Genomic DNA, 22,973 nt, shown 5'->3' on the forward strand with positions numbered 1-22,973 from the left:
AGTATTAAAGGCGGAAAAAGAGTTCAAACAGCGCGTCCTAATCGCATAAACACAGAGATTCGCGCCCGTGAAGTTCGACTGACAGGTATAGACGGCGAGCAGATAGGGATTGTTAGTCTGAATGAAGCGCTGCAAAAAGCAGAGGAAGCGGGTGTCGATCTGGTTGAGATCAGCCCGAATGCTGAGCCGCCCGTTTGCCGGATTATGGACTACGGCAAGTTCCTCTATGAAAAGAGCAAGGCTACGAAAGAGCAGAAGAAGAAACAAAAAGTTGTTCAGGTCAAGGAAATCAAATTCCGACCTGGTACCGATGATGGCGACTATCAGGTAAAACTCCGCAGCCTGGTTCGCTTTCTGGAAGAGGGTGATAAAGCCAAGATTACGCTCCGCTTCCGCGGTCGTGAAATGGCTCACCAGCAGATCGGCATGGAAGTGCTTAACCGCGTTCGTGACGATCTTGCAGAACTGGCCGTTGTTGAATCCTATCCAAGTAGGATTGAAGGACGCCAGATGATCATGGTGCTCGCCCCGAAGAAGAAACAGTAAGGCTTGCAAGTAATAACGTCCGGGCGTTCCGAACGCCCGGATTTTATTCGCCCAACTGGTTCGTTTTATTAACAATGCGAAGTGGATATAAAAAATGCCAAAGATCAAAACAGTGCGTGGCGCAGCTAAGCGCTTTAAAAAGACTGCTTCTGGCGGTTTTAAGCGTAAGCATGCCAACCTACGTCACATTCTGACTAAGAAAGCTACCAAGCGTAAACGTCATCTGCGTCCAAAAGGCATGGTCTCTAAAGGAGATCTGGGTTTGGTCGTGGCGTGTCTGCCATACGCATAACTTTTTAATTCAGAATTTAAGACGATAGGAGAGAGCATATGGCTCGCGTAAAACGTGGTGTAATTGCACGTGCACGTCACAAGAAAATCATGAAGCAGGCGAAAGGTTACTACGGTGCCCGTTCGCGCGTTTACCGTGTTGCCTTCCAGGCAGTAATCAAAGCAGGTCAGTACGCTTACCGCGACCGTCGTCAGCGCAAGCGTCAGTTCCGTCAGCTGTGGATTGCACGTATCAACGCCGCTGCTCGTCAAAATGGCTTGTCTTACAGCCGTTTCATCAATGGCCTGAAAAAGGCTTCTGTTGAAATCGACCGTAAGATCCTGGCTGATATCGCCGTATTCGATAAAGTGGCTTTCGCTGCTTTGGTTGAAAAAGCAAAATCAGTTCTGGCGTAAGCCGGATGAAAGAGGGGGCGTAGCTCCCTCTTTTACTTTTTATTTCATTTAAATACGTGAAATCCATATTGATTCATAGTATTGTACAGTTTTCCACCAACGTTTAAGCGTCAAAAAATTATAAGGTAACGCAAGTATGAATCCTGCTATTTTCCGTTTCTTCTTTTACTTTAGCGCCTGACATCAGGAGGCTTTGCGCGTAAGAGAAGAAACGAAAACTAGCGCCGAAAGCCTCCGTCTGGAGGCTTTTTTGTTATGCGTAGTTAAAAAAGATCAATTCATTTAAGTATATCGCCGGGTTTTATGACCCTATTATCAGAACTTCAGAGCAGGAAGAAGAGGAATAGAATGCCACATCTCGCTGAACTGGTAGCCAATGCCAAGGCCGCTATAGCGCAAGCCAATGACGTTGCCGCGTTGGATTTGGTGCGCGTGGAGTATTTAGGCAAAAAAGGGCACCTGACGCTGCAAATGATGTCGCTGCGCGACGTTCCCGCCGAGGAACGCCCGGCGGCTGGTCAGGTTATCAACCAGGCCAAGCAGGATGTTCAGGAAGCGTTGAACGCCCGTAAAGAGACGCTTGAAGCCGCTGCGCTGAATGCACGCCTGTCCGAAGAGACTATCGACGTATCTCTACCGGGACGCCGTATGGAAAACGGCGGGCTGCATCCTGTTACCCGCACCATTGACCGCATTACCGACTTCTTTGGCGAGCTAGGGTTCTCCGTCGCCAACGGGCCGGAGGTGGAAGATGACTATCATAATTTCGATGCCCTGAATATTCCCGGCCATCATCCGGCGCGCGCCGATCACGATACCTTCTGGTTTGACGCCAAGCGCCTGCTGCGTACGCAAACCTCAGGCGTACAGATCCGCACAATGAATGAAAAGCAGCCGCCGATCCGCATTATTGCGCCGGGCCGCGTTTACCGTAACGACTATGACCAGACCCATACCCCGATGTTCCATCAGATGGAAGGGCTGATCGTTGATAAAGATATTAGCTTTACCAATTTGAAAGGCACGCTGCATGACTTCCTGAAGAACTTCTTTGAGGAAGACCTTCAGGTTCGCTTCCGTCCTTCCTACTTCCCGTTCACTGAGCCTTCCGCCGAAGTGGACGTGATGGGTAAAAACGGCAAGTGGCTGGAAGTGCTGGGCTGCGGCATGGTGCATCCGAACGTGCTGCGCGGCGTAGGCATCGATCCGGAAATTTATTCCGGCTTTGCCTTTGGCATGGGTATGGAACGTTTGACCATGCTTCGTTACGGCGTCACAGATTTGCGCGCCTTTTTTGAAAACGATCTTCGTTTCTTAAAACAATTCCAATAATAGCGGGAGCCAAAACATGAAATTCAGTGAGTCCTGGTTGCGTGAATGGGTCAACCCCGCGCTCAGTCGTGAAGAACTGTCAGAACAAATTACTATGGCCGGCCTGGAAGTCGACGGCATCGAGCCGGTTGCCGGCGAGTTCACCGGCGTCGTCGTGGGCCGGGTGGTTGAATGCGCTCAGCATCCTAATGCCGACAAGCTGCGCGTAACGAAAGTGGATGTGGGCCGCGGTGAGCTGTTGGACATCGTATGCGGCGCTCCAAACTGCCGTAAAGGCCTGACCGTCGCCTGCGCCACCGTGGGCGCGGTACTGCCCGGCGATTTTAAAATCAAGGCGGCCAAGCTGCGCGGAGAGCCTTCCGAAGGCATGCTTTGTTCATTTTCCGAACTTGGCATCAGCGACGATCACAGCGGCATTATCGAGCTGCCGGAAGACGCGCCGCTGGGGCAGGACGTTCGTGAATACCTGAAGCTTGACGACGCGACGATTGAAATCAGCGTTACGCCAAACCGCGCCGACTGCCTGGGGATTATTGGCGTCGCTCGCGACGTGGCGGTAATCAACCGCCTGCCGCTAAATGAACCCGATACGTCTGCCGTTGCGGCGACGGTATCCGATACGCTTCCGATTCACATAGAGGCGACGGACGCCTGTCCGCGTTATCTTGGTCGCGTAGTGAAGGGCATCAACGTTAAGGCCGCTACGCCGCTGTGGATGAAAGAAAAGCTTCGCCGCTGCGGAATTCGCTCCATCGACCCGGTCGTTGACGTAACTAACTACGTGCTGCTGGAGCTCGGGCAGCCGATGCACGCATTCGACCTTAGCCGCATTGAGGGCGGAATCAACGTGCGCATGGCAACGCCGGGCGAAGAGCTTGTGCTGCTGGACGGCAACAAGGTAACGCTGAGCGATGACATTCTCGTTATTGCCGACCATCAGAAGCCGCTGGCGATGGGCGGTATTTTCGGTGGTGAACACTCAGGCGTAAATGAAGAAACGCAGGACGTCCTGCTGGAAAGCGCCTTCTTTAACCCGCTATCAATAGCGGGCCGCGCTCGCCGTTTCGGCCTGCATACGGACGCGTCTCACCGCTATGAGCGCGGCGTTGATTCGGCTATGCAAGAGCGCGCAATGGAGCGAGCAACCAAGCTGCTGGTAGAGATCTGCGGCGGTCAGCCGGGGCCGGTTATCAGCGCCGTAGCTCAAGACAAGCTGCCTAAGCCTGCGACTATCGTCCTGCGTCGCCACAAGCTCGATTCACTGATTGGACATCACGTTGATGATGAGCAGGTGACGGATATTCTGACTCGCCTGGGCTGCCACGTCGTTCATCAAGGCGACAGCTGGACTGCGGTCGCGCCGAGCTGGCGTTTTGATATGGCCATCGAAGAAGACCTGATCGAAGAGGTCGCTCGCGTTTATGGCTATAACAGTATCCCTAACGTGCCGCTACGTGCCGATCTGGTGATGGCGGAACACTGTGAAGCGGAGCTTTCTTTACGGCGCGTGAAAGAAATGCTGGTCGATCGCGGCTATCAGGAAGCCATTACCTATAGCTTTGTCGACCCTAAGATTCAGCGTTTGCTGCACCCGGAACAGGATGCCCTCATTCTACCAAGCCCGATTTCGGTTGAAATGTCCGCTATGCGTCTCTCTCTCTGGAGTGGGTTGCTGGGGGCCGTGGTTTACAACCAGAACCGTCAACAGAGCCGCGTTCGCCTGTTTGAGAGCGGTTTACGCTTTGTGCCTGATGAGTCAGCGGAATTTGGCGTTCGTCAGGAGCCGATGCTGGCCGGCGTTATTACGGGTTCTCGCTACGATGAACACTGGAACCTTGCGCGGGACGCGGTTGACTTCTATGATTTAAAAGGCGATCTTGAGGCTGTACTGGCGCTTACCGGTAAACTGTCCGAGATTGAGTTCAGAGCGGAAAGCAATCCGGCATTGCATCCAGGACAAAGCGCAGCGATTTATCTCGATGGCAAACACATTGGATACATCGGCGTTGTGCATCCTGAACTGGAAAAAAAGCTCTCTTTGAACGGTCGTACCGTGGTGTTTGAAGTGTTGTGGGATCGGCTTGCAAACCGCCGTGTGCCGCAGGCTCGCGAGGTTTCACGCTTCCCGGCGAACCGTCGTGATATCGCCATTGTTGTCGCTGAAAACGTACCTGCTGCCAATGTATTAGATTTGTGTAAAAAAGTTGGCGTAAATCAGGTGGTTGGCGTAAACTTATTTGACGTATATCGCGGCAAGGGAGTTGCAGAGGGCTACAAGAGCCTCGCAATCAGCCTGACGCTGCAAGATACCGCACGTACTCTAGAAGAAGAGGAAATCGCCGCTACCGTTAATCAATGCGTAGAGGCATTAAAACAGCGATTCCAAGCATCCTTGAGAGATTGAACCTATGGCGCTTACTAAAGCAGAAATGTCTGAACACTTATGCGAAAAGCTTAATCTGAGCAAACGCGATGCCAAAGATCTCGTCGAACTTTTCTTTGAAGAGGTTCGAAGGGCTTTGGAAAATGGTGAACAAGTCAAACTTTCCGGGTTCGGTAATTTTGATCTGCGTGATAAGAGTCAACGCCCTGGGCGTAATCCCAAAACGGGCGAGGATATTCCAATCACCGCACGCCGGGTTGTAACTTTCCGTCCGGGACAGAAATTAAAGAGCCGGGTTGAGAACGCGACACCAAAAGAATAAAGATAACCAAGCCAAAAAGGCCGCTTTTATGCGGCCTTTTTCTTTAATATAGTTGCTCTTCTCGTTAACTAAATTTGGAATCGATAGGGACGATGAATTCGCACTTTTCCACGCTACGACAGCGGCAGCGCTATCAGGACAAGAAGACGTTCCTGCTGCTGCTGTTGCTGCTGTCTATTGTTGCGATCGTCAGCCTGTCGGTAGGGGACGTTTGGTTGCCGCCAAGCCGCTGGTTTAATGACCCGCAGGCGGATCTGTTCGTTTGGCAACTGCGGCTGCCGCGAACGCTGGCGGTGATGATGGTCGGCGCCGGGCTTGCTATGTCCGGCGCGGTCATGCAGTCCCTGTTTGACAATCCGCTTTCTGAGCCTGGGCTTTTGGGCGTTGCTAACGGCGCCGGCGTGGCCCTGGTGCTGACGATCCTTATCGGCGGCAGCCTGCTGCCCGTCTGGCTGCTAAGCATTAATGCGATCGTCGGCGCGCTAGCGCTAACGCTGGTCCTGTTGCTGCTTGCGCGAAAACGCTTTCTTTCCGGCTCAAGATTACTGTTGATAGGCTTCGCGTTGGGCATAGCCTGTAGTGCGGTAATGACCTGGGCAGTCTATTTTAGTACCAGCATGGACCTGCGCCAGCTGCTGTATTGGTTGATGGGCAGCTTTAGCGGCGTCGGCTGGCAGCAGCGTTGGCTGTTATTGGCGCTGTTGCCCATTCTGTTGATTCTGGCGGCACAGGGAAGCCGACTTAACCTGCTCTCATTAGGGGAAACGCAGGCCCGTCAGCTGGGCGCGCCGCTGGCGCTTTGGCGCAACGGCTTTGTGCTGGCGATCGCCTGGACAGTGGGCGTAAGCGTCGCGCTGTCGGGCATCATTGGCTTTATCGGGCTGATTATTCCCCATATGCTTCGCCTGATTGGGATTACCGATCATCGATTCCTGCTGCCGGGCTGTGCGGTTTCCGGCGCCGCACTGCTGCTGGCGGCGGATTTAATTTCCCGCATCGCCTTACCGTCAGCGGAACTGCCCATTGGCGTGATTACTTCAACCATCGGCGCGCCGCTGTTTATCTGGATGTTGATACGCCATGCTAACGCTGACTAATCTCTCAATTGACCGCAGGCTTACTGGTGTTAACGTAACGGCTGCGCCCGGAAGGCTGGTGCATATCATTGGCCCTAACGGCGCAGGGAAAAGCACCCTGTTGGCCGCCGCTGCGGGGTTATTGCCCCATCGCGGCGATGTCCTGCTCTGCGGCGAAAACGTCGCTAAGCTTTCGGCCCGCGAACTGGCGCGCAGGCGGGCCTATTTAGCGCAGCAGCAGGACAGCAGGGCGATGATGCGGGTCTTCCAGTATCTTGAGCTGCATCTACCGGAAGGCGCTGAGGCCGAGCATATAGAAAGCGTTACGGCATGGCTTGCCGAGCGTCTGGAGCTCAGCGATAAACTCGACAGGCTGCTGACCCGCCTTTCCGGCGGTGAGTGGCAGCGCGTGCGCCTGGCGGCCGTTTTTTTACAGGTTTGGCCCGGCCTGAATCCCGATGGTCGACTTTTGCTTTTGGATGAGCCAATGAGCAGCCTCGACGTTGCTCAGCAGGATGCACTGGACAGGCTTCTACGCCAGTTTTGCCAGAGCGGAGGAACGGCCATCGTCAGCGTTCATCATCTAAACCACGCCCTAAGCCATGCTGATGACGTCTGGTTGTTAAACGAAGGCCGCCTCATCGCGGAAGGCGCACCTTCCGAGGTTATGATGCCTGAGCGCCTGTCGTCAGTATTTGGCATTGGGTTTGAACTGCTGGAAGCGGGTAAACAGAAGTGGTTAAAGACGCAACCGCTACTTTAAGAAGATCTACACGGGCGTTAAACGCGAAGAATATTACTTCACTGCCAGCGCATAGCTTTCGTCAATTCGGCAAAAGATCTCTTCCAGAGGGACGGAATCATCAAGGCAAATAGTGACCCAGTGCTTTTTGTTCATATGAAACCCGGGAAAGTAGCGATTGTTATCTACGCGCCCGTTGACGTCTTCCGGCTTCATGCGTAAATCGATAATTTCAATGGGGTCGTCCCCGCTTAGCCCTAGCTTTCCTTTCTGTACCGTCAGCAGGGCTGCATACCACTTTGCGCTGTCCTGCCGCCTGAATATTGCGTTGTCAGGAAAACGGGGCCACAGAAACTCTAACTCATCCTGATATTTTTCACGGATATACTTGATAATCCGTTTTGCGCCTTCGCTTTTAAATACGTCGGGCTCAAAACAGGCATTGGCTATCGCCACGAGGACTTGGTCATGTTCCTCCCGAACTCGACCGACGAAGGCTCCGGTAGCGCTGGAAATACGATGAAGAACGTAGCTTTCACCCGTCGAGGTATCTACCAGCTCCGTCGATACGAGCCCCTCTTTTGTGACGGTAACCGTCATGTCAAACTGACCGTCAATCAGATGGGTGGAATAGGTATAGCCGTTCTTATTCTTGACGAATCCGAAGGGCGGCAACCGTGCTGCGTTGAGCTTACGCCTTTTAAACAGCGCGTCGATATCCGTCATGGCGCTAACCTTTTATCGAGCGTAGGTAATTATGAAGTATGCTTCAACGGCGGTAAAAAACAAAGCGGATTAGTTCTCTAAACGAATTTGGATATGCATTGAATTGATTTAGAGAGATTGAAGAGAAAGTAAATGGTGCCGGTAATAGGAGTCGAACCTACGACCTTCGCATTACGAATGCGCTGCTCTACCAACTGAGCTATACCGGCTTAGGGATCTGCGGTGTCTTGCGACAGGTGCATAACATAGTGAAATTCTGACAGAGCGTCAAGCGATTCTAAGGCTCGGAATTATCTCTTGGTTATTTAAGCATCATTACGAGGAAGAGGGCTGACAGAGCGGAATGCTTTTTAACGGCATACCGCATCCGTCAGCGTAATAACGGCGCTATTTTTCTCCGTTAGCTGTCGGCGATTGTTCCTGCTGCTCCGCCTTTTTTACGGCCTCTTCACCATACATATTTATCATACGGGCTCTGACTATCGATTTTAGAAAAATATCGTTAAACGCGTCGGTCGTTTTCCAGACGCCGTCTTTTTGTATCAGGGGAAGATCGATATACAGCTTAAGGCTGGAGTTCCTTCCCAGTGCGTTCAATAAGTTATCGTAAAAGCCAACGATGAGCGGGCAAGTATAGCCGTCGGCTTGTTTTATGCATTCACCGTTCAGGGCTGTCCATTCAACGCTTTCCGACATGGTTTTTATCTTTTTAGGCATCGCGCGCGACGCGCCGTCCAGTTTTTTGACGCTGGCCATCAATGCATCTTTAATTTTTTGTTCATCAATGGGAGAGGCCGATTTTTCACTCTTTTTACCATATGCGTGAGTAATATAGTCCTTATCTTTCATCTGGATCTGAAAGTCGTCGCCTTTCGGGCTGATGATATATCCGATATCGTAGTCGACGGTTTCTCTCTTTTGGCTCTCGTCCCTTAAGATAAACATCGCCGTTGCCGTGCAATAGCGCGTTCTTGTGGTGCTATCGTACGAGACCTCTGCCTGATTTTTTAACTTATAAAATATAGGCCTATTATCAGACGAAAGCGCTCTGCCGGGGTTTGAGATAGCGTCTTCTATATTGGCCCGCAAATACATCTTGGACAGCGTTTCATTTAGTGATGGTTTAGAACAGCTGGGCGGAGAGGAGGGCGTTGCAATATAAAATGCGATCCCCCCAACAATAACGGCCGCGAGAATAAAAAGAATAGGTTTATGAAAACGTTTAGTTTGAGCGTTTGAGTCCGTCACGGTTGTCCTTTCCAATTGATGCAGATGCCTTCTTTTATTGGCTAAGTCTACACAATATTCAGAATAAACAAAGGGACGTATTTGAGCTATTCCAAAAAGCATTAAGGGATAGGAATAGCTTCCCGTCCCTTAAGATTGTCTATATTCGCTTTTACCTATGAAAAAAGCTTAAAAGAAGTGAGGCGTTGACAGCTCCACAACGGTATCGGAAATACGTGCGAACGTTGACTTAATGAGCTTTGCCATGATGATTCCTCCTTTTATGTAAGTGGGTTATCGGTATCTAATCTCTAAGTGTGATTTTAATCACATAAACGGATTCATCAAGCCTTCATAAAATAAAGTTTAAAGCTTAAAAAATGCTTTAAGTAAAGGCGGGTTTGCACTCGTACTCTTTACTTTACAGGTAAATAACGCGGTCGTTTTGACCGTATTGTTCAGCGGTACGTTATGACTATATGTCTGAACGCCGTTCTAAATCGCTGTGAATCGATTTCTTCATTAATTGACCTTACGCTTATCGTCGGCGTTATTTCGCTATTGTTTACGACGTTTTGTTATCAATATATGAGCTGAATGGAAAATAGTGAAACACGTTAATGATTTTATTTGTTGATTATTACTCTCTGTTTTTCCCGTGAAGGTGCAACGCTTAATGTGTGTATTTTGCTTTAAGTTTTAGTTAAGATCTTTGCGTTAGACTCCATATCGAAGTCTGATGATATTGATATAAATAAGGGAGAATTATGAATTTCAAAGTTATGGCGCTGGTCGCCTGTGCATTCGCTTTTTCTGTTTCCACCTCCGCGCTGGCGGCTGAGGGGCTGACCGGATGCGCCGCCAAGCAGCATGAGGTTGAACAGCAGATTGAACAGGCTAAAAAGTATAATAATGCTCATCGGGTCGCTGGGTTGGAAAAGGCCCTGCAGGAAATTAAAGACGGCTGTAACGATGCCACGTTGAAAGCGCAGCGCGAGCAGGATATCGCCGAGAAAAAGGCGAAGGTAGCCGAGCGTAAACAGGAGCTGCAGGAAGCCCAGGCCGATGGTCGAAGCGATAAGGTCGCTAAAAAGCAAAAAAAGCTGGACGAAGCGCTTGAAGAGCTGAAAGAAGCACAAGCAGAGCTGCTTCGCTAAGCGAATACGCAATGCTCATCTCGGCCTCGCATTAGTGCGGGGCTTTTTTATTTATCTTTTTCTGTCAGGCGGATATGGTCAACGTTCCAATGGTGGAGCAGCTCTCTGACAATCAACAGAGTAGCGGTAAATTCAGCGTCATAGGGAATTGCTTTTCTCAATGCCGGGCTGCCGTTAACGATATCCGCAAGCTGGTTAAAAACGTCCTCAACCTGTTCAACGCTGACGTAGTTTTCCCGTGTGGAATTTATCGCGGTCAGGGTAGGGATGCGCCTGATAACCGCGCTGTCGGTCGTTAACGCTATCTCACCGGCCAGCTTTTTTCTTTCCGGCATAATAACGTCTTCAACGATTTCAATGCCAAGTTCCAGCTCAGCGGCCAGCGCAGGCTCATGCTGAAGCTGGAAATGAGAAAGCCGCTTGGCGCCTATCGGCATGCGAATTTCGCTGTCCGGCATTTTTACTATCGTCTCTTCATCGTTAATGAGGAGTTTTCCTACCGCAATGTTACTCATGCTACGTCCGTGAACGCGTATAGCGCCTAATGTGTGTTATTTATATATTCTAATGTTAACGTTTCTTTTGATTAATGCCGAAATCAGAACCTTCATTTTGAGCGCTGTCAGGCAAGTCGCTTAAGAGTACGGCAATATTATGCCCACCGTTGGTTTGTTCCAACGTTATCTTCAAGACGATAGTTAAGGGTACCGAAAGCAGCATGCCGACCGGCCCCAACAGCCAGCCCCAAAAGATGAGAGAGAGGAATACGACCAGCGTTGAAAGCCCTAAACCCCGGCCCATCACCCTTGGCTCAAGGATATTCCCCAATACCAGATTTACGGCGAGATAACCGCCCGTGACGAGCAGCGCTTCATAAGGGCCGATAAATACCAGCGTTTGCAGGACGGGAGGAATGGCGGCCAGTATAGAACCGATAGTGGGAATAAAGTTAAGCAAGAAGGCCAGCAGGCCCCAGATAAACGCAAAGTGAACCTCAAGCAAAACCAGCATGCCCCATACGACCAGGCCGGTAAGCAGGCTAATGGCGGTTTTTAACGCCAGATAGTGCGTCACGTCGTTAACGGCTTGGGCAATGGCGTTCATGCCTTCCGCAGGGCGCGACATCACCTGCCGCAGCTTGCCGGGAAGCTGTGGTACCTCCAGCAGCATGAAAACGACGGTGAGCAGTAATAAAACGACCGACGTCATCGCATTGGATAGCTGAGCCACCGTTTTGGTCAGCACAGACATCGCCGCACCGGGATCGAAGTACTTGGTGAGGTCCTCTGCCGACACGGCAATTCCTGCGTCCTGTAACCAAAGCGCAAGCTTCTGCAGCGGTGCAAAGAGCGAGTCGCGATACAGCGGAAGCGTTCTCGCCAGCTCATTGAGCGCGGCCCCAAGATAGGACGTCAGCAGAAAAACCGTAACAACGAGAATGGTCAACAGCAAAAAAACCGCAAGCACGCGCGGAATGCGCAACTTTTCCAGGCCGCGGACGACCGGATTAAGCACGACGGCGATAAACAGCGACAGAATGAGCGGGACAACGATAGCGGCCGCAACCTTAACGCCGGCTAAAATGATAACCAGCATGGCCAGCATAATAACGATCTTTAGGCCATCTGACGTGATTATCGATTTAGACATAGGGAAATCTCCACGTTAACGGCCGCTTTTGCCTTAACTCGTTGCTTGATTGTGCTGTTCACTAAATAAATGGGTGTGCATTTTAATCGAAAACCGGTTTGAGCGTCCCGCTTTTTATTCGTCATAAAACCGTCACCGAGCTTTCACGCTACCGTTATAAACCGCAGTTAATCTCTCTTTGCCTTTAAAAAAACAAACTTAATCAATAAGGAATGAGCGATGAAAAGCGACTATAATCGGCGGCTATTTATTAAAAGCGCGACCGTAGCGACGGCGGCAATGCTGTTTTCTCAGGCTCCTGCATGGGCCCAGGGGACGTCTCGCCGCATAACTCAGGCGATTAACCCTATTTCACTTAACGCCTGTAAGGCGCTTTCGCCAGAAGAGATGGCGACCGGATCTTCTCTGGTTCAGCACGCGCGAAGCTATCTGGAACAGCAGATCGGCACGGTAAAGAACGGTGATTTGCGCCGAACGATTGCAACTATCTATAGCCAACCGCAGCCATTGTCCGTCATACGGCTGGATGCCGATAGCCGCCGGGAGGTTTGGCAGACGCTTAGCGCCAAAGGATACACAAAGGCTGACGAGAAAAGCTTTCTTCCCCCAATGCCCACAAAGCGCAAGGACGGTGAGGCGTTTTTCAGCGCGCCGGGGAGCGGTTATCAAAGCCACCACGCCTATCCGGGCGGGCTGGCGACGCACGTTGCGGCCAACGTGTTTATAACTAATGGCATCGTTGATACGTACGTTGACGTCTATAACTATCAGGTAGAGCGGGACATTGCGCTGTCCGCACAGCTTTTACACGATCTCCATAAGCCATACGTTTTTCAGTGGCAGGAAGACCGCTCCAGCCGCCAGGAGCAGGCGCTGGCCGGGACCGGGGAGCACCATATTTTATCCGTCGCAGAGCTGATATATCGAAAAATGCCTGCCGAGCTGGTCGTTGCGACGGCGTGCGCCCATCAGGCGCCAACGGCGGAAAACGACGAGGCGCAAATTGCCGCATGGCTGGACGCCGCCGCGATTATTGCGGGTACAGACCCCGTTTCCTACGGGCTGGTGGTGAGAAAGGGCGACGGCGTGACGCTGGCGAATATCGCTCGCCAAGAGGGATATATCTGCCACCTAGGGGATCACGACTTTGTGCTGTCAGTACCGGCGGTTAAGCAGACACTGCCGGTCATAGAAAAGATCGCGAAGCAGGATTACCAAATAGCGCCGAACGACGCCGCGGCCTTTAATGCGCTACGAAATCGCCTCTATTCGACGTACAGCGCTATGCGCGTTCACTATGCCTACGCTACGCAGGGGGAAGAGGCCATCAGGGCGTTGATGCACGGTGTGGTTATGCCAGCTTAGCAGTTAGAAATGACCGATAAGGGCGTTACCCGGATGGAAACGTCTTTATCGTATTCAATAAATGCAATAAAAAGTAAAAAATCGCCGCTAGCAGTTTGATATTTATTGATATGATAAGATGTTTACCATAGTTTTTCGATTTTCTGGATGATAGGGATATTCTCAATGAAAAAGCGTTCATATATGAAAGTTGATAGAGTGGGGGACATCAAATGTTCTCTTTCTTATTAATAAGAACAATAAAATTTTATCAACGCGCCATTTCTCCCCGCAAAGGTTTTTGCTGTGCCTATCGGTATCACACAGGAAAAGCGTCCTGTTCTGGATTTGCTCTGAAAATGACTCAGCGCAAGGGAGCCATGATCGCGCTAAGGTTTCTTCCCCGCCAGTTTTCCCGCTGTCGTCATGCCTATCTGGCGATGCGTCAGAATCAGCTTGAGATGCAAAAGAAAAAGTCCGGAAAGAAGAAGGGACGCCCAGACTCCAACTGGGACTGTTGTCAGGTTGACTGTTGTCAGGTTATTGAGTGCTGCTCTTTTGACGTTTTGCTTTTTCTGCGTCGCGGTTGAGGGCAATTGCCCTCAACCGCGGTATTTCAGTTACCCCTCGTAAATCGCCCTGGAAGCCTGGCCTGAGCCAGAGCCGGGAACGGCCATCAGCCGCTTAAACTCGCCCCACAGCTCGGCGACGCGCTGCAGGTCCTCTTTTGATACGTCGAGGTGAGTCACGATGCGCGTGACCGGGCCGGCGTTAATCAGAACGCCGCGCTGCTTCATCCAGGGGCCGAGCTGGTTAGCCTCATTGGCGGGGATGCGGACGAACAGCATATTGGTTTGTGCGCCGGAGCCAATAACCTCGACGCCCATGTCCTCAAGGCGCTGCGCGAGCCAGCTGGCGTTGTCGTGGTCTTCCCTAAGGCGTTCGACGTTATGGTGCAGGGCATAAAGCGCGCCCTGAGCGAGGATGCCGGCCTGACGCATCCCTCCGCCGACCATTTTTCTCCAGCGGCGTGCGCGCTTGATGTACTCGGCGCTGCCGCAAAGAAGTGAACCCACCGGCGCGCCAAGCCCCTTAGACAGGCAAATCGTCAGCGTATCGCAGTACTGCGTCAGGGTGGTCAAAGGCACGTTCATCGCCACCGCGGCGTTAAAAATACGCGCGCCGTCGACGTGAAGCGCCAGCTTTTTCTTGCGGGTAAACGCCCACGCCTGATGCAGGTAATCCAACGGAAGCGCCTTGCCGTTGTGCGTGTTTTCCAGACAGAGCAGGCGAGCCTGCGCAAAGTGGAAGTCGTCCGGCTTTATGACGCTGGCGACCGTTTCCAGCGGCAGCGTACCGTCCGGGGCGATATCGATAGGCTGGGGCTGGATGCTGCCCAGTACGGCGGCGCCTCCGGCCTCAAACATGTAATTATGGGCTCTTTGCCCGACGATATACTCATCGCCGCGCTGACAGTGCGTTAACAGTGCCACAAGGTTGGCCTGCGTACCGGTAGGTAAAAACAGCGAGGCTTCTTTGCCGGACATCGCAGCGGCTTCCTGTTCAAGCTGGTTGACGCTAGGGTCGTCACCGTAAACGTCATCACCCACGGCGGCGTCCGCCATGGCCTGTCGCATAGCCTTACTGGGGCGGGTTACGGTATCACTGCGCAAATCGATCATAAGAACACCTCGGTCTGTGGGTAGGGCGATTGACGTTATTTACGCCTGTTGTATCACGACAGAGGGGAGAAGAAAAAGTGAAAAGGAAAGAGGAGATGCTCAACCGCTAAACTGACTATGGAGATGCACTCGGCAATATCGCAGTAAATAAGCTCCAGAGTGAAAAGCTGACTTCCCAAAAGCGTTTTATTTCGTTAAGCGAGGTAAGGGCGCGTTAGCATGAGGCATCGTTCGCCTTTTATTAATTTTCGCCAACCCAGAAAGGAGGATCTTTACGATCCTTGAGGGAGAAAAGGCGATCAAATGCGCCCTGTTGCCAAAAAATGCGTAATAACTCGATAAAATGGACAGATATCTTGTTTTCTTTCGATAATTAGGCTAATTAAACATCTGTAGTAGAAATAATCAGTGGAGAAGAGAACCCGATGCGTTTACGTCATTTATTCGTGCTGGCTTTGCTGGTGCTCGCGGGCTGTTCCAGCCACAAAGCGCCGCCGCCGAGCGGTAAGCTCTCCGATCCCATCTACGTTTTGGCCCAACTTAAAGAACAGCATCGAGAATGGCGCGGCGCACCTTATCATTACGGCGGCCTGTCGCGCAGCGGCGTGGACTGCTCTGGTTTCGTTCTTTTGACCTTTCAGGACAGATTTAATATCAATCTTCCCCGTACGACAAAGCAGCAGGCGAGCATTGGTTCGCCCGTTTCTCGCGATGAGCTGATGCCGGGCGACCTCGTTTTCTTTAAAACCGGCCGGGGTGAAAACGGTCTTCACGTCGGCATTTACGATGCCGATGGCACTTTCCTTCACGCATCCACCAGCAAGGGCGTGATGACGTCCTCTCTGGACAGCCCCTATTGGAAGAGCGCCTATTGGCAGTCTCGACGACTGTAGGAAGGGCTTATGTCCCGCTCTGAACGCCTGCTGTCCCTGCTGCAGCTTCTTCGTAGCCACCGTTATCCTATGAGCGGCAAAGCGCTGGCGGCTAGCCTCAACGTTAGTCTGAGAACGCTGTATCGCGATATCCGAAGCCTGCAGGCTCAGGGGGCGGCGATAGAAGGCGAGGCGGGCGTAGGCTACGTTCTGAAAGAAGGTTTTCTGCTTCCTCCCCTGATGTTTACGCCACAGGAGATTGAGGCGCTGACTCTCGGTGCTCGCTGGGTGAAAGAGCGCGTTGATGACGAGCTGGCCACTGCCGCGACGCAGGCGCTGGCCAAGATTGCCGCCGTCGTTTCGCCGCCGCTTCGCTATCGGCTTGAGAGCGCGCCTTTGCTCATTGGGCCTTCCGACAGAACGCTTCACTGTCAGGAGATGATTACCCGCCTGCGCGGTGCCGTTGAGAATGAGCGTAAAATCGAGATGAGCTATATGGACAGCTCCGGTCGCGCAACGCGCCGAACCGTTTGGCCGTTTGCGATAGGCTTTTTTGACGACGTTCGCCTGCTGCTTGCGTGGTGCGAGCTGCGCAACGAAGTGCGAAACTTTCGGGTCGATCGTCTGAGCGAACTGCGCATTCTGGATGAACGGTATCCGCGGCGCCGCCAGGCGTTGTTAAAAGAGTGGTATCGCCATAACGGCATCACGCAAGATTAGCCGACTACTGACACAAACTGTCACTTCACCTCAGTATTCTCCTCCTTGAACTCACCAGGTCGCTGATATGGCCTGCAATCTGTACATCAAGGAGATAAATATGTTAGACGCCAATATGTTAATTTTGTATGTGGATAGTCCGGAAGCAAGCTGCACGTTTTATGAGAAACTGCTGGGGCGTCAGCCGCTGGAGGCATCCCCCACGTTTGGCATGTTTCGCTTTGAGTCCGGCGTTTTGTTCGGGCTTTGGTCAAAGCATACGGTAGAGCCCCGCGCCGGGGAAATTACTGCCAGCGGCGAACTGGCCTTTGGCCTTGAGTCGCGTCAGGACGTCGATCTCTACTACCGACAGTGGAAGGAAAAGGGCGTCAAGATCCTACAAGCTCCGGTGCTTATGGACTTCGGCTATACCTTCACCGCCTGTGATCCCGACGGGCACCGCCTGCGCGTGTTTGTTGCCGAATAGATTACCGGGCAAAGGCGTATCTTTATGGCCGGGAATTCATGCCCCGGTCCTGAGGACGAAAGATTTGTGATAAAATAACAGGATATCTATCTATTTTGGTTAAAGGATACCCGTATGTCGTCCTCACTGCGCCTGTTGATTTCCGACTCTTATGACCCTTGGTTTAACCTTGCCGTTGAAGAGTGCATTTTTCGCCAGATGCCCGCGACACAGCGGGTATTATTCCTGTGGCGCAATGCCGATACGGTGGTTATCGGGCGGGCGCAAAATCCGTGGAAGGAGTGCAACACGCGCCGGATGGAGGAGGATAACGTTAAGCTTGCGCGGCGCAGCAGCGGCGGCGGCGCGGTCTTCCACGATCTTGGCAACACCTGCTTCACCTTCATGGCCGGCAAGCCCGAATACGATAAAAGCGTTTCTACCGCGATTGTGGTCAATGCGCTCAACTCGCTTGGCGTAAAGGCGACGGCCTCCGGGCGTAACGATCTGGTGGTGGAAACGGAAGAAGGCGAAAGAAAGGTGTCCGGTTCGGCCTACAGGGAGACAATGGACCGGGGCTTTCACCACGGAACGCTGCTGTTAAGCGCTGATTTGAGCCGCTTGGCCAACTACCTCAATCCGGATAAAAAAAAGCTACAGGCGAAGGGAATTGCGTCCGTAAGGGGAAGAGTCACTAATCTGAGCGAGCTGCTGCCGGGGATCACTCACCGGCAAGTATGTGACGCCGTCACGGAGTCTTTTTTCAGCCACTACGGCGAACGAACCGAAGCGGAAGTCATTTCACCTGACGCGCTGCCCGATCTGCCGGGTTTTGTGGAAACCTTCGAGCGTCAAAGCAGCTGGCAGTGGAATTTCGGACAGGCTCCCGCGTTTACCCACCTGTTGGACCAGCGCTTTGTCTGGGGCGGCGTTGAGCTGCACTTCGACGTAGAAAAAGGACGCATCAGCAGAACGCAGCTGTTTACCGACAGCTTAAACCCCGCGCCTTTGGAAGCACTGGCCGAAAGGCTACAGGGCTGCCAATATCAAAGCGAAGCGCTTAAGAAGTGCTGCGACGAAGTTGCGGTGGACTTCCCTGAACAGGCGAAGGAATTAGCCGAACTTAGCGGCTGGATGGCAGATATTGTTCGCTAAGAGAAGCGCGGCGCCGATTGAAGAAGGCGCCGCAGCATTGGGCGAACAGGCTCGCTAATTTAGAAACGGCTCTCTACCGCGCGCGCCAGCGTGCCCAGCATTTTTTCCGTATCGCTCCAGCTCAGGCACGGATCGGTAATTGACTGACCGTAGGTCAACGGCTGTCCGTTTTGCTGCTTCTGGCTTCCTTCTACAAGGAAACTTTCCGCCATTACGCCCACGATCGCTCTTGAACCCGCGTCAATTTGCTGACAGACGTTATCACAGACGTCCAGCTGACGCCGATGCAGCTTTTGGCAGTTGCCGTGGCTGAAATCGACCACCAGATGCTCCGGAAGGTCAAACTGGCGCAGGTTGTCGCAGGCAGAGGCGATGTCCGCCGCGTGATAATTTGGGGTTTTACCGCCGCGTAAAATAATGTGGGCATAAGGGTTGCCGCGGGTGCGATAAATGCTCATTTGGCCACGCTTGTCCGGCGAGAGGAACATATGGCTTGAGCGTGCGGCGCGGATAGCATCAAGAGCGATACGCGTGCTGCCGTCGGTACCGTTCTTAAAGCCGACCGGGCAGGAGAGCGCTGACGCCATCTCCCTGTGCACCTGGCTTTCCGTCGTACGGGCGCCGATAGCCCCCCAACTGATGAGGTCGGCAATATACTGCCCGATCACCATATCTAAAAATTCGGTCGCCGTCGGCAGACCAAGCTGATTTATCTGGATAAGCAGCGCACGGGCCAGCGCAAGCCCTTTATTGACCTGAAATGAACCGTCCAGATTGGGGTCGGAAATAAGGCCTTTCCACCCAACGACGGTGCGCGGTTTTTCAAAATAGGTGCGCATGACGATTTCAAGCCGGTCCTGATATCGAATTCTAAGCTCGCTCAGCCGCCGGGCGTATTCCTGCGCGGCGTCGGTATCGTGTATGGAACAGGGGCCGACGATGACTAAAAGGCGAGGATCCTCCCCGTGAATAATGCGCTCAATCCGCTGGCGGGAGGCGGTTACGTTGGCGATGATGTCCGCGTTAATCGGATAGCGCAGCGCCAGTCCCTCAGGCGTCATCAGGCTGTCAACCAGCGAGGTCCTGAGTTCATCTGTTTTGTGCATGGTTTTTCTCTAAAAGCGGTTCTTCTCTTCGGCGATATGCCGGGAAGTGATGGACATCACAATAACGGAAACCAACCGCCTTGCAAATAGGGAAAGAAATGAATTCGTTTCAAGCGGTAAAAAACGCGTGATGAAGCGAGAAACCGCATGCCTAAAGGGAACATGCGGTAAAAAGCACTGTGTTTAACGTCGGGTTTAATACATTCGTCGGGTCATACCCAGAATGTCCAACAGCTTGGTGGAGATCTCTTCTACGGAATAGTTGGTGCTGTTGAGAAAGCGGATGTTGTGCTTTCGATAGAGGGCTTCGACTTCGGTGACCTCAATGCGGCACTGGCGCAGCGACGCATATCGGCTGTTTTCACGGCGCTCCTGACGAATGGCGGACAGGCGCTCCGGCGAAATGGTCAGCCCAAACAGCTTGCTGTGGAAAGGCTTCAGCGCGGGGGGAAGCAGCAGGTTGTCCATGTCGTCGGAAGTAAACGGATAGTTGGCCGCCCTGATGCCGAACTGCATCGCCAGATAGAGGCTGGTGGGCGTTTTTCCGCAGCGGGATACGCCGAGCAGAATGACCTGAGCGTCTTCAAGGTTGCGTAAAGAGATGCCGTCATCGTGGGCCAGCGCGTAGTCGATAGCGGCAATTCTGGCGTCGTATTTCGTCAGGTTGCTTGCCGTTAGACCGTGTATGCGATGCGCGGCGGGTATTGGCGCGACGCCCAGCTCCTGTTCAAGGGGCGTCACCAGCGTGTGGACGATGTTCTGACAGTAGCCGTGGCTTTTTTCTATGATCGCGCGAATGTCAGGCGATACGATGGAATAAAATACGATGGGCCTTTGTCCGGTTTTTTCGTAAACGCCGTCGATTTGCTGGCAGACTTCCTGCGCTTTAAGCGTATTTTCGACGAACGGTATGGTGTATTGATTAAAGTCGACGGGAAACTGAGAGAGCACCGCGTGCCCCAAGACTTCGGCCGTAATGGCGGTACCGTCGGAAATAAAGAAAACCGTGCGTTCCATAAAAAAATCGCTCCCACTGGCCGTGTCGTTAATAGGTAGCAATCAAATCATTCTCTATTTCTTTCGTCAACACGCTTTAACTTTTCCCCATTTAATTGTTGAAATCGAGCATATGAAGAGCGATTGCGAACAAATTAACGCGTTGATTCGGACAGGAAAACTTAGTTAACGCGCCGAAACGATTAACCATTTCATAAGTCACGAATTGCTGTGTAAGCTTTTAAGGGTAGGGGCAAATTTGTTGCTTCTATGGATCTTCTTGTTATTAATCCATCCTGATTAAACTAATGGGACACTGCTAATGCCTGCTATCGATAGCTGTCAACAATATGTTGTTTGGTATAACCAATTGGGAATGCATGATGTTGATCGTGTTGGAGGTAAAAACGCCTCTTTAGGTGAAATGATCGCTAATCTGAGTGAACTGGGCGTTTCTGTTCCTAACGGGTTCGCCACGACGGCCCAGGCGTTTAACGACTTTCTTGAGCAAAGCGGCGTGAATCAGCGTATTTATCAGCTGCTTGATAGCATTAACGTAGACGACGTCAAAGCGCTGGCCGATGCAGGTTCCAAGATCCGCAGCTGGATTGTCGATACGCCTTTTCAGCCCGAGCTTGAGCAGGCTATTCGCAGCGCCTACCAGACCCTTTCCGAGGGAAATGAGGGCGCCTCTTTTGCCGTGCGCTCCTCCGCAACGGCGGAAGATATGCCCGATGCCTCCTTTGCCGGGCAGCAGGAGACGTTCCTGAACGTACAGGGCATTGATGCCGTGATGGTGGCGATTAAGCACGTGTTCGCTTCGCTGTTTAACGATCGCGCTATCTCTTACCGCGTACATCAGGGGTACGATCACCGGGGCGTGGCGCTTTCCGCCGGCGTGCAGCGCATGGTGCGTTCTGATTTGGCCTCTGCGGGCGTAATGTTTACGCTGGATACGGAGTCCGGCTTCGATCAGGTGGTGTTTATCACCTCGGCCTACGGCTTGGGTGAAATGGTGGTTCAGGGCGCGGTAAACCCGGACGAGTTTTACGTACACAAGCCAACGCTGATGAACGACCGTCCGGCCATCGTTCGGCGCACGCTGGGTTCTAAAAAGATCCGCATGGTTTACGCCGACAGCCGCGAGCACGGCAAGCAGGTGCGGACCGAGGACGTCGAAGAGGCCAAGTGCAATCGCTACAGCCTGGAAGAGGACGAGATCCACCAGCTCGCCCGTCAGGCGATGATTATCGAGAAGCACTACGGTCGGCCAATGGATATCGAATGGGCGAAGGACGGGCAGACCGGTAAGCTGTATATCGTGCAGGCAAGGCCGGAAACCGTACGCGCCAACGAGCAGGTGATGGAGCGCTATCAGCTGCACAAGCGCGGCAACGTACTGGTGGAAGGCCGTGCGATCGGCCACCGCATCGGCGCCGGTCCGGTGAAGATTATTACCGACCTGAGCCAAATGGACAGGATCCAGCCGGGGGACGTTCTGGTGACGGACATGACCGACCCGGACTGGGAGCCCATCATGAAGCGCGCGGCGGCGATTGTCACCAACCGGGGCGGGCGCACCTGTCACGCGGCCATTATCGCCCGCGAGCTGGGCATTCCTGCCGTCGTGGGCTGCGGCCACGCAACCGACGTGCTGCGAGAAGGGCAACAGGTCACGGTTTCCTGCGCTGAAGGCGATACCGGCTTTATCTATCAGGACGCGCTGGAGTTTAAGGTTCAAAGCTCTCAGCTCAACGCGCTGCCGGACATTCCGCTGAAGATCATGATGAACGTCGGCAACCCCGATCGGGCGTTTGACTTTGCCCGACTGCCGAACGAAGGCGTCGGTCTGGCTCGCCTTGAGTTCATCATCAACCGTATGATCGGCGTACACCCGCGCGCGCTGCTGGAGTTTGACCAGCAGGATGCCTCGATAAAAGAGGAGATCCGCGAGCTGATGATGGGTTACGACGATCCGGTCGAGTTTTATGTCGGTCGACTGTCTGAAGGCATCGCGACGCTGGCCGCCGCCTTCTGGCCCAAGCGCGTGATTGTGCGCCTGTCTGACTTTAAGTCTAACGAATACGCCAATCTGGTGGGCGGAAGCCGCTATGAGCCTCACGAAGAGAACCCGATGCTAGGCTTCCGAGGCGCTGGTCGCTACGTTTCTGACGACTTCAAAGCCTGCTTTGCGCTGGAGTGTGAGGCCGTTAAGCGCGTGCGCAACCGCATGGGGCTGACCAACGTCGAAATCATGATCCCATTCGTTCGCACCGTAGAGCAGGCGAAAGCGGTCGTTGACCAGCTGGCGCTTGAGGGGCTAAGGCGCGGGGAAAACGGCCTTAAGGTCATCATGATGTGCGAAATCCCCTCTAACGCGCTGCTGGCCGAACAGTTCCTGGAGCACTTTGACGGTTTCTCCATCGGTTCTAACGACATGACACAGCTGACGCTAGGGCTGGATCGCGATTCCGGCGTAGTTTCAACGCTGTTTGATGAGCGTAACGAAGCAGTGAAAGCGCTGCTAGCCATGGCCATTCGGGCCGCGAAGAAGCAGGGGAAATACGTCGGCATCTGCGGACAGGGGCCTTCCGACCATGAAGACTTTGCGGTCTGGCTGATGGAGCAGGGTGTCGACAGCATCTCTCTTAACCCGGATACGGTGATTAAGACCTGGCTGGCGCTGGCGGAAAAAACCTCCGTTTCGGCCTGACGCAGAGACGGAGTAAGATAAAAACGCCGCCGCATTTTTATGCGGCGGCGTTTTTTCGCTATGAGAAAACCATTCTCATGACGCTCTTATGA

At 52.8% G+C, this 22,973-nt stretch carries 24 protein-coding genes, 1 tRNA gene and 1 other annotated feature; of the genes, 17 read left to right on the forward strand and 8 right to left on the reverse strand.

Annotation, left to right across the window (positions count from 1 at the left end; translation table 11 throughout):
- Positions 1-3: 3 nt before the first annotated feature.
- The 9 genes from infC to btuD all read left to right on the forward strand — a co-directional run bounded on the left by infC (position 4) and on the right by btuD (position 7,109).
- The gene (infC, locus tag G544_RS19765; protein WP_071783235.1) at positions 4-546 is read left to right on the forward strand and encodes a translation initiation factor IF-3; all 543 of its coding nucleotides are present in this window, start codon (positions 4-6) and stop codon (positions 544-546) included.
- A gap of 94 nt (positions 547-640) precedes the next feature.
- Positions 641-838: a 50S ribosomal protein L35 gene (rpmI, locus tag G544_RS21530; protein ID WP_034861980.1), complete on the forward strand. Its 198-nt coding sequence runs from the start codon at positions 641-643 to the stop codon at positions 836-838.
- Between the two features lie 38 nt (positions 839-876).
- Positions 877-1,233 (forward strand): 50S ribosomal protein L20, encoded by a 357-nt coding sequence (gene rplT, locus G544_RS0102295; RefSeq protein ID WP_027273088.1) that lies wholly within the window; start codon positions 877-879, stop codon positions 1,231-1,233.
- A gap of 131 nt (positions 1,234-1,364) precedes the next feature.
- Positions 1,365-1,488: a sequence feature (Phe leader region), on the forward strand.
- Complete coding sequence (gene pheM / locus G544_RS22075; protein ID WP_134389264.1) at positions 1,370-1,414, forward strand: pheST operon leader peptide PheM; 45 nt, start codon at positions 1,370-1,372, stop codon at positions 1,412-1,414. It overlaps the preceding feature by 45 nt.
- A 93-nt stretch (positions 1,489-1,581) precedes the next feature.
- Positions 1,582-2,565, forward strand: a complete 984-nt coding sequence (pheS, locus tag G544_RS0102300; RefSeq protein WP_027273089.1) for a phenylalanine--tRNA ligase subunit alpha — start codon at positions 1,582-1,584, stop codon at positions 2,563-2,565.
- A 16-nt stretch (positions 2,566-2,581) separates the two neighbouring features.
- Positions 2,582-4,969 (forward strand): phenylalanine--tRNA ligase subunit beta, encoded by a 2,388-nt coding sequence (pheT, locus tag G544_RS0102305; protein ID WP_027273090.1) that lies wholly within the window; start codon positions 2,582-2,584, stop codon positions 4,967-4,969.
- Positions 4,970-4,973: 4 nt separating this feature from the next.
- On the forward strand, positions 4,974-5,270 hold the full coding sequence (gene ihfA / locus G544_RS21535; protein ID WP_071783237.1) for an integration host factor subunit alpha: 297 nt from the start codon (positions 4,974-4,976) through the stop codon (positions 5,268-5,270).
- Between the two features lie 92 nt (positions 5,271-5,362).
- Positions 5,363-6,367, forward strand: a complete 1,005-nt coding sequence (btuC, locus tag G544_RS0102315; protein WP_036023064.1) for a vitamin B12 ABC transporter permease BtuC — start codon at positions 5,363-5,365, stop codon at positions 6,365-6,367.
- The gene (gene btuD, locus G544_RS0102320; RefSeq protein WP_027273465.1) at positions 6,351-7,109 is read left to right on the forward strand and encodes a vitamin B12 ABC transporter ATP-binding protein BtuD; all 759 of its coding nucleotides are present in this window, start codon (positions 6,351-6,353) and stop codon (positions 7,107-7,109) included. The genes btuC and btuD overlap by 17 nt, the downstream gene beginning before the upstream one ends.
- A gap of 33 nt (positions 7,110-7,142) precedes the next feature.
- On the opposite strand, the gene G544_RS0102325 is transcribed toward btuD, so the two are convergent.
- From G544_RS0102325 to G544_RS0102335, 3 genes are all read right to left on the reverse strand, one after another.
- Complete coding sequence (locus G544_RS0102325) at positions 7,143-7,814, reverse strand: MmcQ/YjbR family DNA-binding protein (RefSeq protein WP_027273092.1); 672 nt, start codon at positions 7,812-7,814, stop codon at positions 7,143-7,145.
- Positions 7,815-7,947: 133 nt separating this feature from the next.
- Positions 7,948-8,023 (reverse strand) — tRNA-Thr (locus tag G544_RS0102330).
- Between the two features lie 178 nt (positions 8,024-8,201).
- Positions 8,202-9,062: a hypothetical protein gene (locus tag G544_RS0102335; RefSeq protein ID WP_027273093.1), complete on the reverse strand. Its 861-nt coding sequence runs from the start codon at positions 9,060-9,062 to the stop codon at positions 8,202-8,204.
- 746 nt (positions 9,063-9,808) lie between these two features.
- Between G544_RS0102335 and G544_RS0102340 the strand changes: the two genes are divergently transcribed.
- Positions 9,809-10,198: a DUF1090 domain-containing protein gene (locus tag G544_RS0102340; protein WP_027273094.1), complete on the forward strand. Its 390-nt coding sequence runs from the start codon at positions 9,809-9,811 to the stop codon at positions 10,196-10,198.
- A 47-nt stretch (positions 10,199-10,245) separates the two neighbouring features.
- Here the strand turns inward: G544_RS0102340 and G544_RS19770 are convergent, their stop codons facing one another.
- Positions 10,246-10,713: a hypothetical protein gene (locus G544_RS19770; protein ID WP_051155534.1), complete on the reverse strand. Its 468-nt coding sequence runs from the start codon at positions 10,711-10,713 to the stop codon at positions 10,246-10,248.
- A gap of 55 nt (positions 10,714-10,768) precedes the next feature.
- Positions 10,769-11,848: an AI-2E family transporter gene (locus tag G544_RS19775; protein ID WP_051155535.1), complete on the reverse strand. Its 1,080-nt coding sequence runs from the start codon at positions 11,846-11,848 to the stop codon at positions 10,769-10,771.
- Positions 11,849-12,067: 219 nt separating this feature from the next.
- Between G544_RS19775 and G544_RS0102355 the strand changes: the two genes are divergently transcribed.
- Together G544_RS0102355 and yidD are read left to right on the forward strand one after the other, a co-directional pair.
- Positions 12,068-13,213 carry an HD domain-containing protein gene (locus G544_RS0102355; RefSeq protein WP_027273095.1) on the forward strand — a complete coding sequence of 382 codons (1,146 nt, stop codon included), beginning with the start codon at positions 12,068-12,070 and terminating at the stop codon, positions 13,211-13,213.
- Between the two features lie 212 nt (positions 13,214-13,425).
- Positions 13,426-13,782: a membrane protein insertion efficiency factor YidD gene (gene yidD / locus G544_RS21540; RefSeq protein ID WP_071783239.1), complete on the forward strand. Its 357-nt coding sequence runs from the start codon at positions 13,426-13,428 to the stop codon at positions 13,780-13,782.
- A gap of 30 nt (positions 13,783-13,812) precedes the next feature.
- Here yidD and ltaE read toward each other — a convergent pair whose 3' ends face one another.
- Complete coding sequence (gene ltaE, locus G544_RS0102365; protein WP_027273097.1) at positions 13,813-14,874, reverse strand: low-specificity L-threonine aldolase; 1,062 nt, start codon at positions 14,872-14,874, stop codon at positions 13,813-13,815.
- Between the two features lie 425 nt (positions 14,875-15,299).
- Here ltaE and G544_RS0102370 point away from each other — a divergent pair, with 425 nt between their 5' ends.
- The 4 genes from G544_RS0102370 to lplA all read left to right on the forward strand — a co-directional run bounded on the left by G544_RS0102370 (position 15,300) and on the right by lplA (position 18,066).
- Positions 15,300-15,767 (forward strand): C40 family peptidase, encoded by a 468-nt coding sequence (locus tag G544_RS0102370; protein ID WP_027273098.1) that lies wholly within the window; start codon positions 15,300-15,302, stop codon positions 15,765-15,767.
- Between the two features lie 9 nt (positions 15,768-15,776).
- Positions 15,777-16,466: a helix-turn-helix transcriptional regulator gene (locus G544_RS0102375; protein WP_027273099.1), complete on the forward strand. Its 690-nt coding sequence runs from the start codon at positions 15,777-15,779 to the stop codon at positions 16,464-16,466.
- 100 nt (positions 16,467-16,566) lie between these two features.
- On the forward strand, positions 16,567-16,932 hold the full coding sequence (locus G544_RS0102380; RefSeq protein WP_027273100.1) for a VOC family protein: 366 nt from the start codon (positions 16,567-16,569) through the stop codon (positions 16,930-16,932).
- 114 nt (positions 16,933-17,046) lie between these two features.
- Positions 17,047-18,066 (forward strand): lipoate--protein ligase, encoded by a 1,020-nt coding sequence (lplA, locus tag G544_RS0102385; protein ID WP_027273101.1) that lies wholly within the window; start codon positions 17,047-17,049, stop codon positions 18,064-18,066.
- Between the two features lie 59 nt (positions 18,067-18,125).
- Here lplA and G544_RS0102390 read toward each other — a convergent pair whose 3' ends face one another.
- Together G544_RS0102390 and ppsR are read right to left on the reverse strand one after the other, a co-directional pair.
- Positions 18,126-19,172: a 3-deoxy-7-phosphoheptulonate synthase gene (locus G544_RS0102390; RefSeq protein WP_027273102.1), complete on the reverse strand. Its 1,047-nt coding sequence runs from the start codon at positions 19,170-19,172 to the stop codon at positions 18,126-18,128.
- Positions 19,173-19,367: 195 nt separating this feature from the next.
- Positions 19,368-20,189 (reverse strand): posphoenolpyruvate synthetase regulatory kinase/phosphorylase PpsR, encoded by an 822-nt coding sequence (gene ppsR / locus G544_RS0102395; RefSeq protein ID WP_027273103.1) that lies wholly within the window; start codon positions 20,187-20,189, stop codon positions 19,368-19,370.
- Between the two features lie 301 nt (positions 20,190-20,490).
- Between ppsR and ppsA the strand changes: the two genes are divergently transcribed.
- Positions 20,491-22,881, forward strand: a complete 2,391-nt coding sequence (gene ppsA / locus G544_RS0102400; protein WP_027273104.1) for a phosphoenolpyruvate synthase — start codon at positions 20,491-20,493, stop codon at positions 22,879-22,881.
- Positions 22,882-22,973: the final 92 nt, after the last annotated feature.

Source organism: Leminorella grimontii ATCC 33999 = DSM 5078 (assembly GCF_000439085.1).
Classification (GTDB): domain Bacteria; phylum Pseudomonadota; class Gammaproteobacteria; order Enterobacterales; family Enterobacteriaceae; genus Leminorella; species Leminorella grimontii.

Excerpts from the sequence above, each read along its gene's own strand:
- G544_RS0102375 (WP_027273099.1), top strand. The coding sequence starts at position 15,777 with ATGTCCCGCTCTGAACGCCTGCTGTCCCTGCTGCAGCTTCTTCGTAGC.
- pheS (WP_027273089.1), top strand. The coding sequence starts at position 1,582 with ATGCCACATCTCGCTGAACTGGTAGCCAATGCCAAGGCCGCTATAGCG.
- yidD (WP_071783239.1), top strand. The coding sequence starts at position 13,426 with ATGTTCTCTTTCTTATTAATAAGAACAATAAAATTTTATCAACGCGCC.
- btuC (WP_036023064.1), top strand. The coding sequence starts at position 5,363 with ATGAATTCGCACTTTTCCACGCTACGACAGCGGCAGCGCTATCAGGAC.
- ppsA (WP_027273104.1), top strand. The coding sequence starts at position 20,491 with ATGCCTGCTATCGATAGCTGTCAACAATATGTTGTTTGGTATAACCAA.
- G544_RS0102380 (WP_027273100.1), top strand. The coding sequence starts at position 16,567 with ATGTTAGACGCCAATATGTTAATTTTGTATGTGGATAGTCCGGAAGCA.
- ihfA (WP_071783237.1), top strand. The coding sequence starts at position 4,974 with ATGGCGCTTACTAAAGCAGAAATGTCTGAACACTTATGCGAAAAGCTT.
- G544_RS0102390 (WP_027273102.1), bottom strand. The coding sequence starts at position 19,172 with ATGCACAAAACAGATGAACTCAGGACCTCGCTGGTTGACAGCCTGATG.
- G544_RS0102355 (WP_027273095.1), top strand. The coding sequence starts at position 12,068 with ATGAAAAGCGACTATAATCGGCGGCTATTTATTAAAAGCGCGACCGTA.
- G544_RS19770 (WP_051155534.1), bottom strand. The coding sequence starts at position 10,713 with ATGAGTAACATTGCGGTAGGAAAACTCCTCATTAACGATGAAGAGACG.
- G544_RS19775 (WP_051155535.1), bottom strand. The coding sequence starts at position 11,848 with ATGTCTAAATCGATAATCACGTCAGATGGCCTAAAGATCGTTATTATG.
- ppsR (WP_027273103.1), bottom strand. The coding sequence starts at position 20,189 with ATGGAACGCACGGTTTTCTTTATTTCCGACGGTACCGCCATTACGGCC.
- G544_RS0102370 (WP_027273098.1), top strand. The coding sequence starts at position 15,300 with ATGCGTTTACGTCATTTATTCGTGCTGGCTTTGCTGGTGCTCGCGGGC.
- G544_RS0102325 (WP_027273092.1), bottom strand. The coding sequence starts at position 7,814 with ATGACGGATATCGACGCGCTGTTTAAAAGGCGTAAGCTCAACGCAGCA.
- G544_RS0102340 (WP_027273094.1), top strand. The coding sequence starts at position 9,809 with ATGAATTTCAAAGTTATGGCGCTGGTCGCCTGTGCATTCGCTTTTTCT.
- rplT (WP_027273088.1), top strand. The coding sequence starts at position 877 with ATGGCTCGCGTAAAACGTGGTGTAATTGCACGTGCACGTCACAAGAAA.
- pheT (WP_027273090.1), top strand. The coding sequence starts at position 2,582 with ATGAAATTCAGTGAGTCCTGGTTGCGTGAATGGGTCAACCCCGCGCTC.
- btuD (WP_027273465.1), top strand. The coding sequence starts at position 6,351 with ATGCTAACGCTGACTAATCTCTCAATTGACCGCAGGCTTACTGGTGTT.
- ltaE (WP_027273097.1), bottom strand. The coding sequence starts at position 14,874 with ATGATCGATTTGCGCAGTGATACCGTAACCCGCCCCAGTAAGGCTATG.
- rpmI (WP_034861980.1), top strand. The coding sequence starts at position 641 with ATGCCAAAGATCAAAACAGTGCGTGGCGCAGCTAAGCGCTTTAAAAAG.
- lplA (WP_027273101.1), top strand. The coding sequence starts at position 17,047 with ATGTCGTCCTCACTGCGCCTGTTGATTTCCGACTCTTATGACCCTTGG.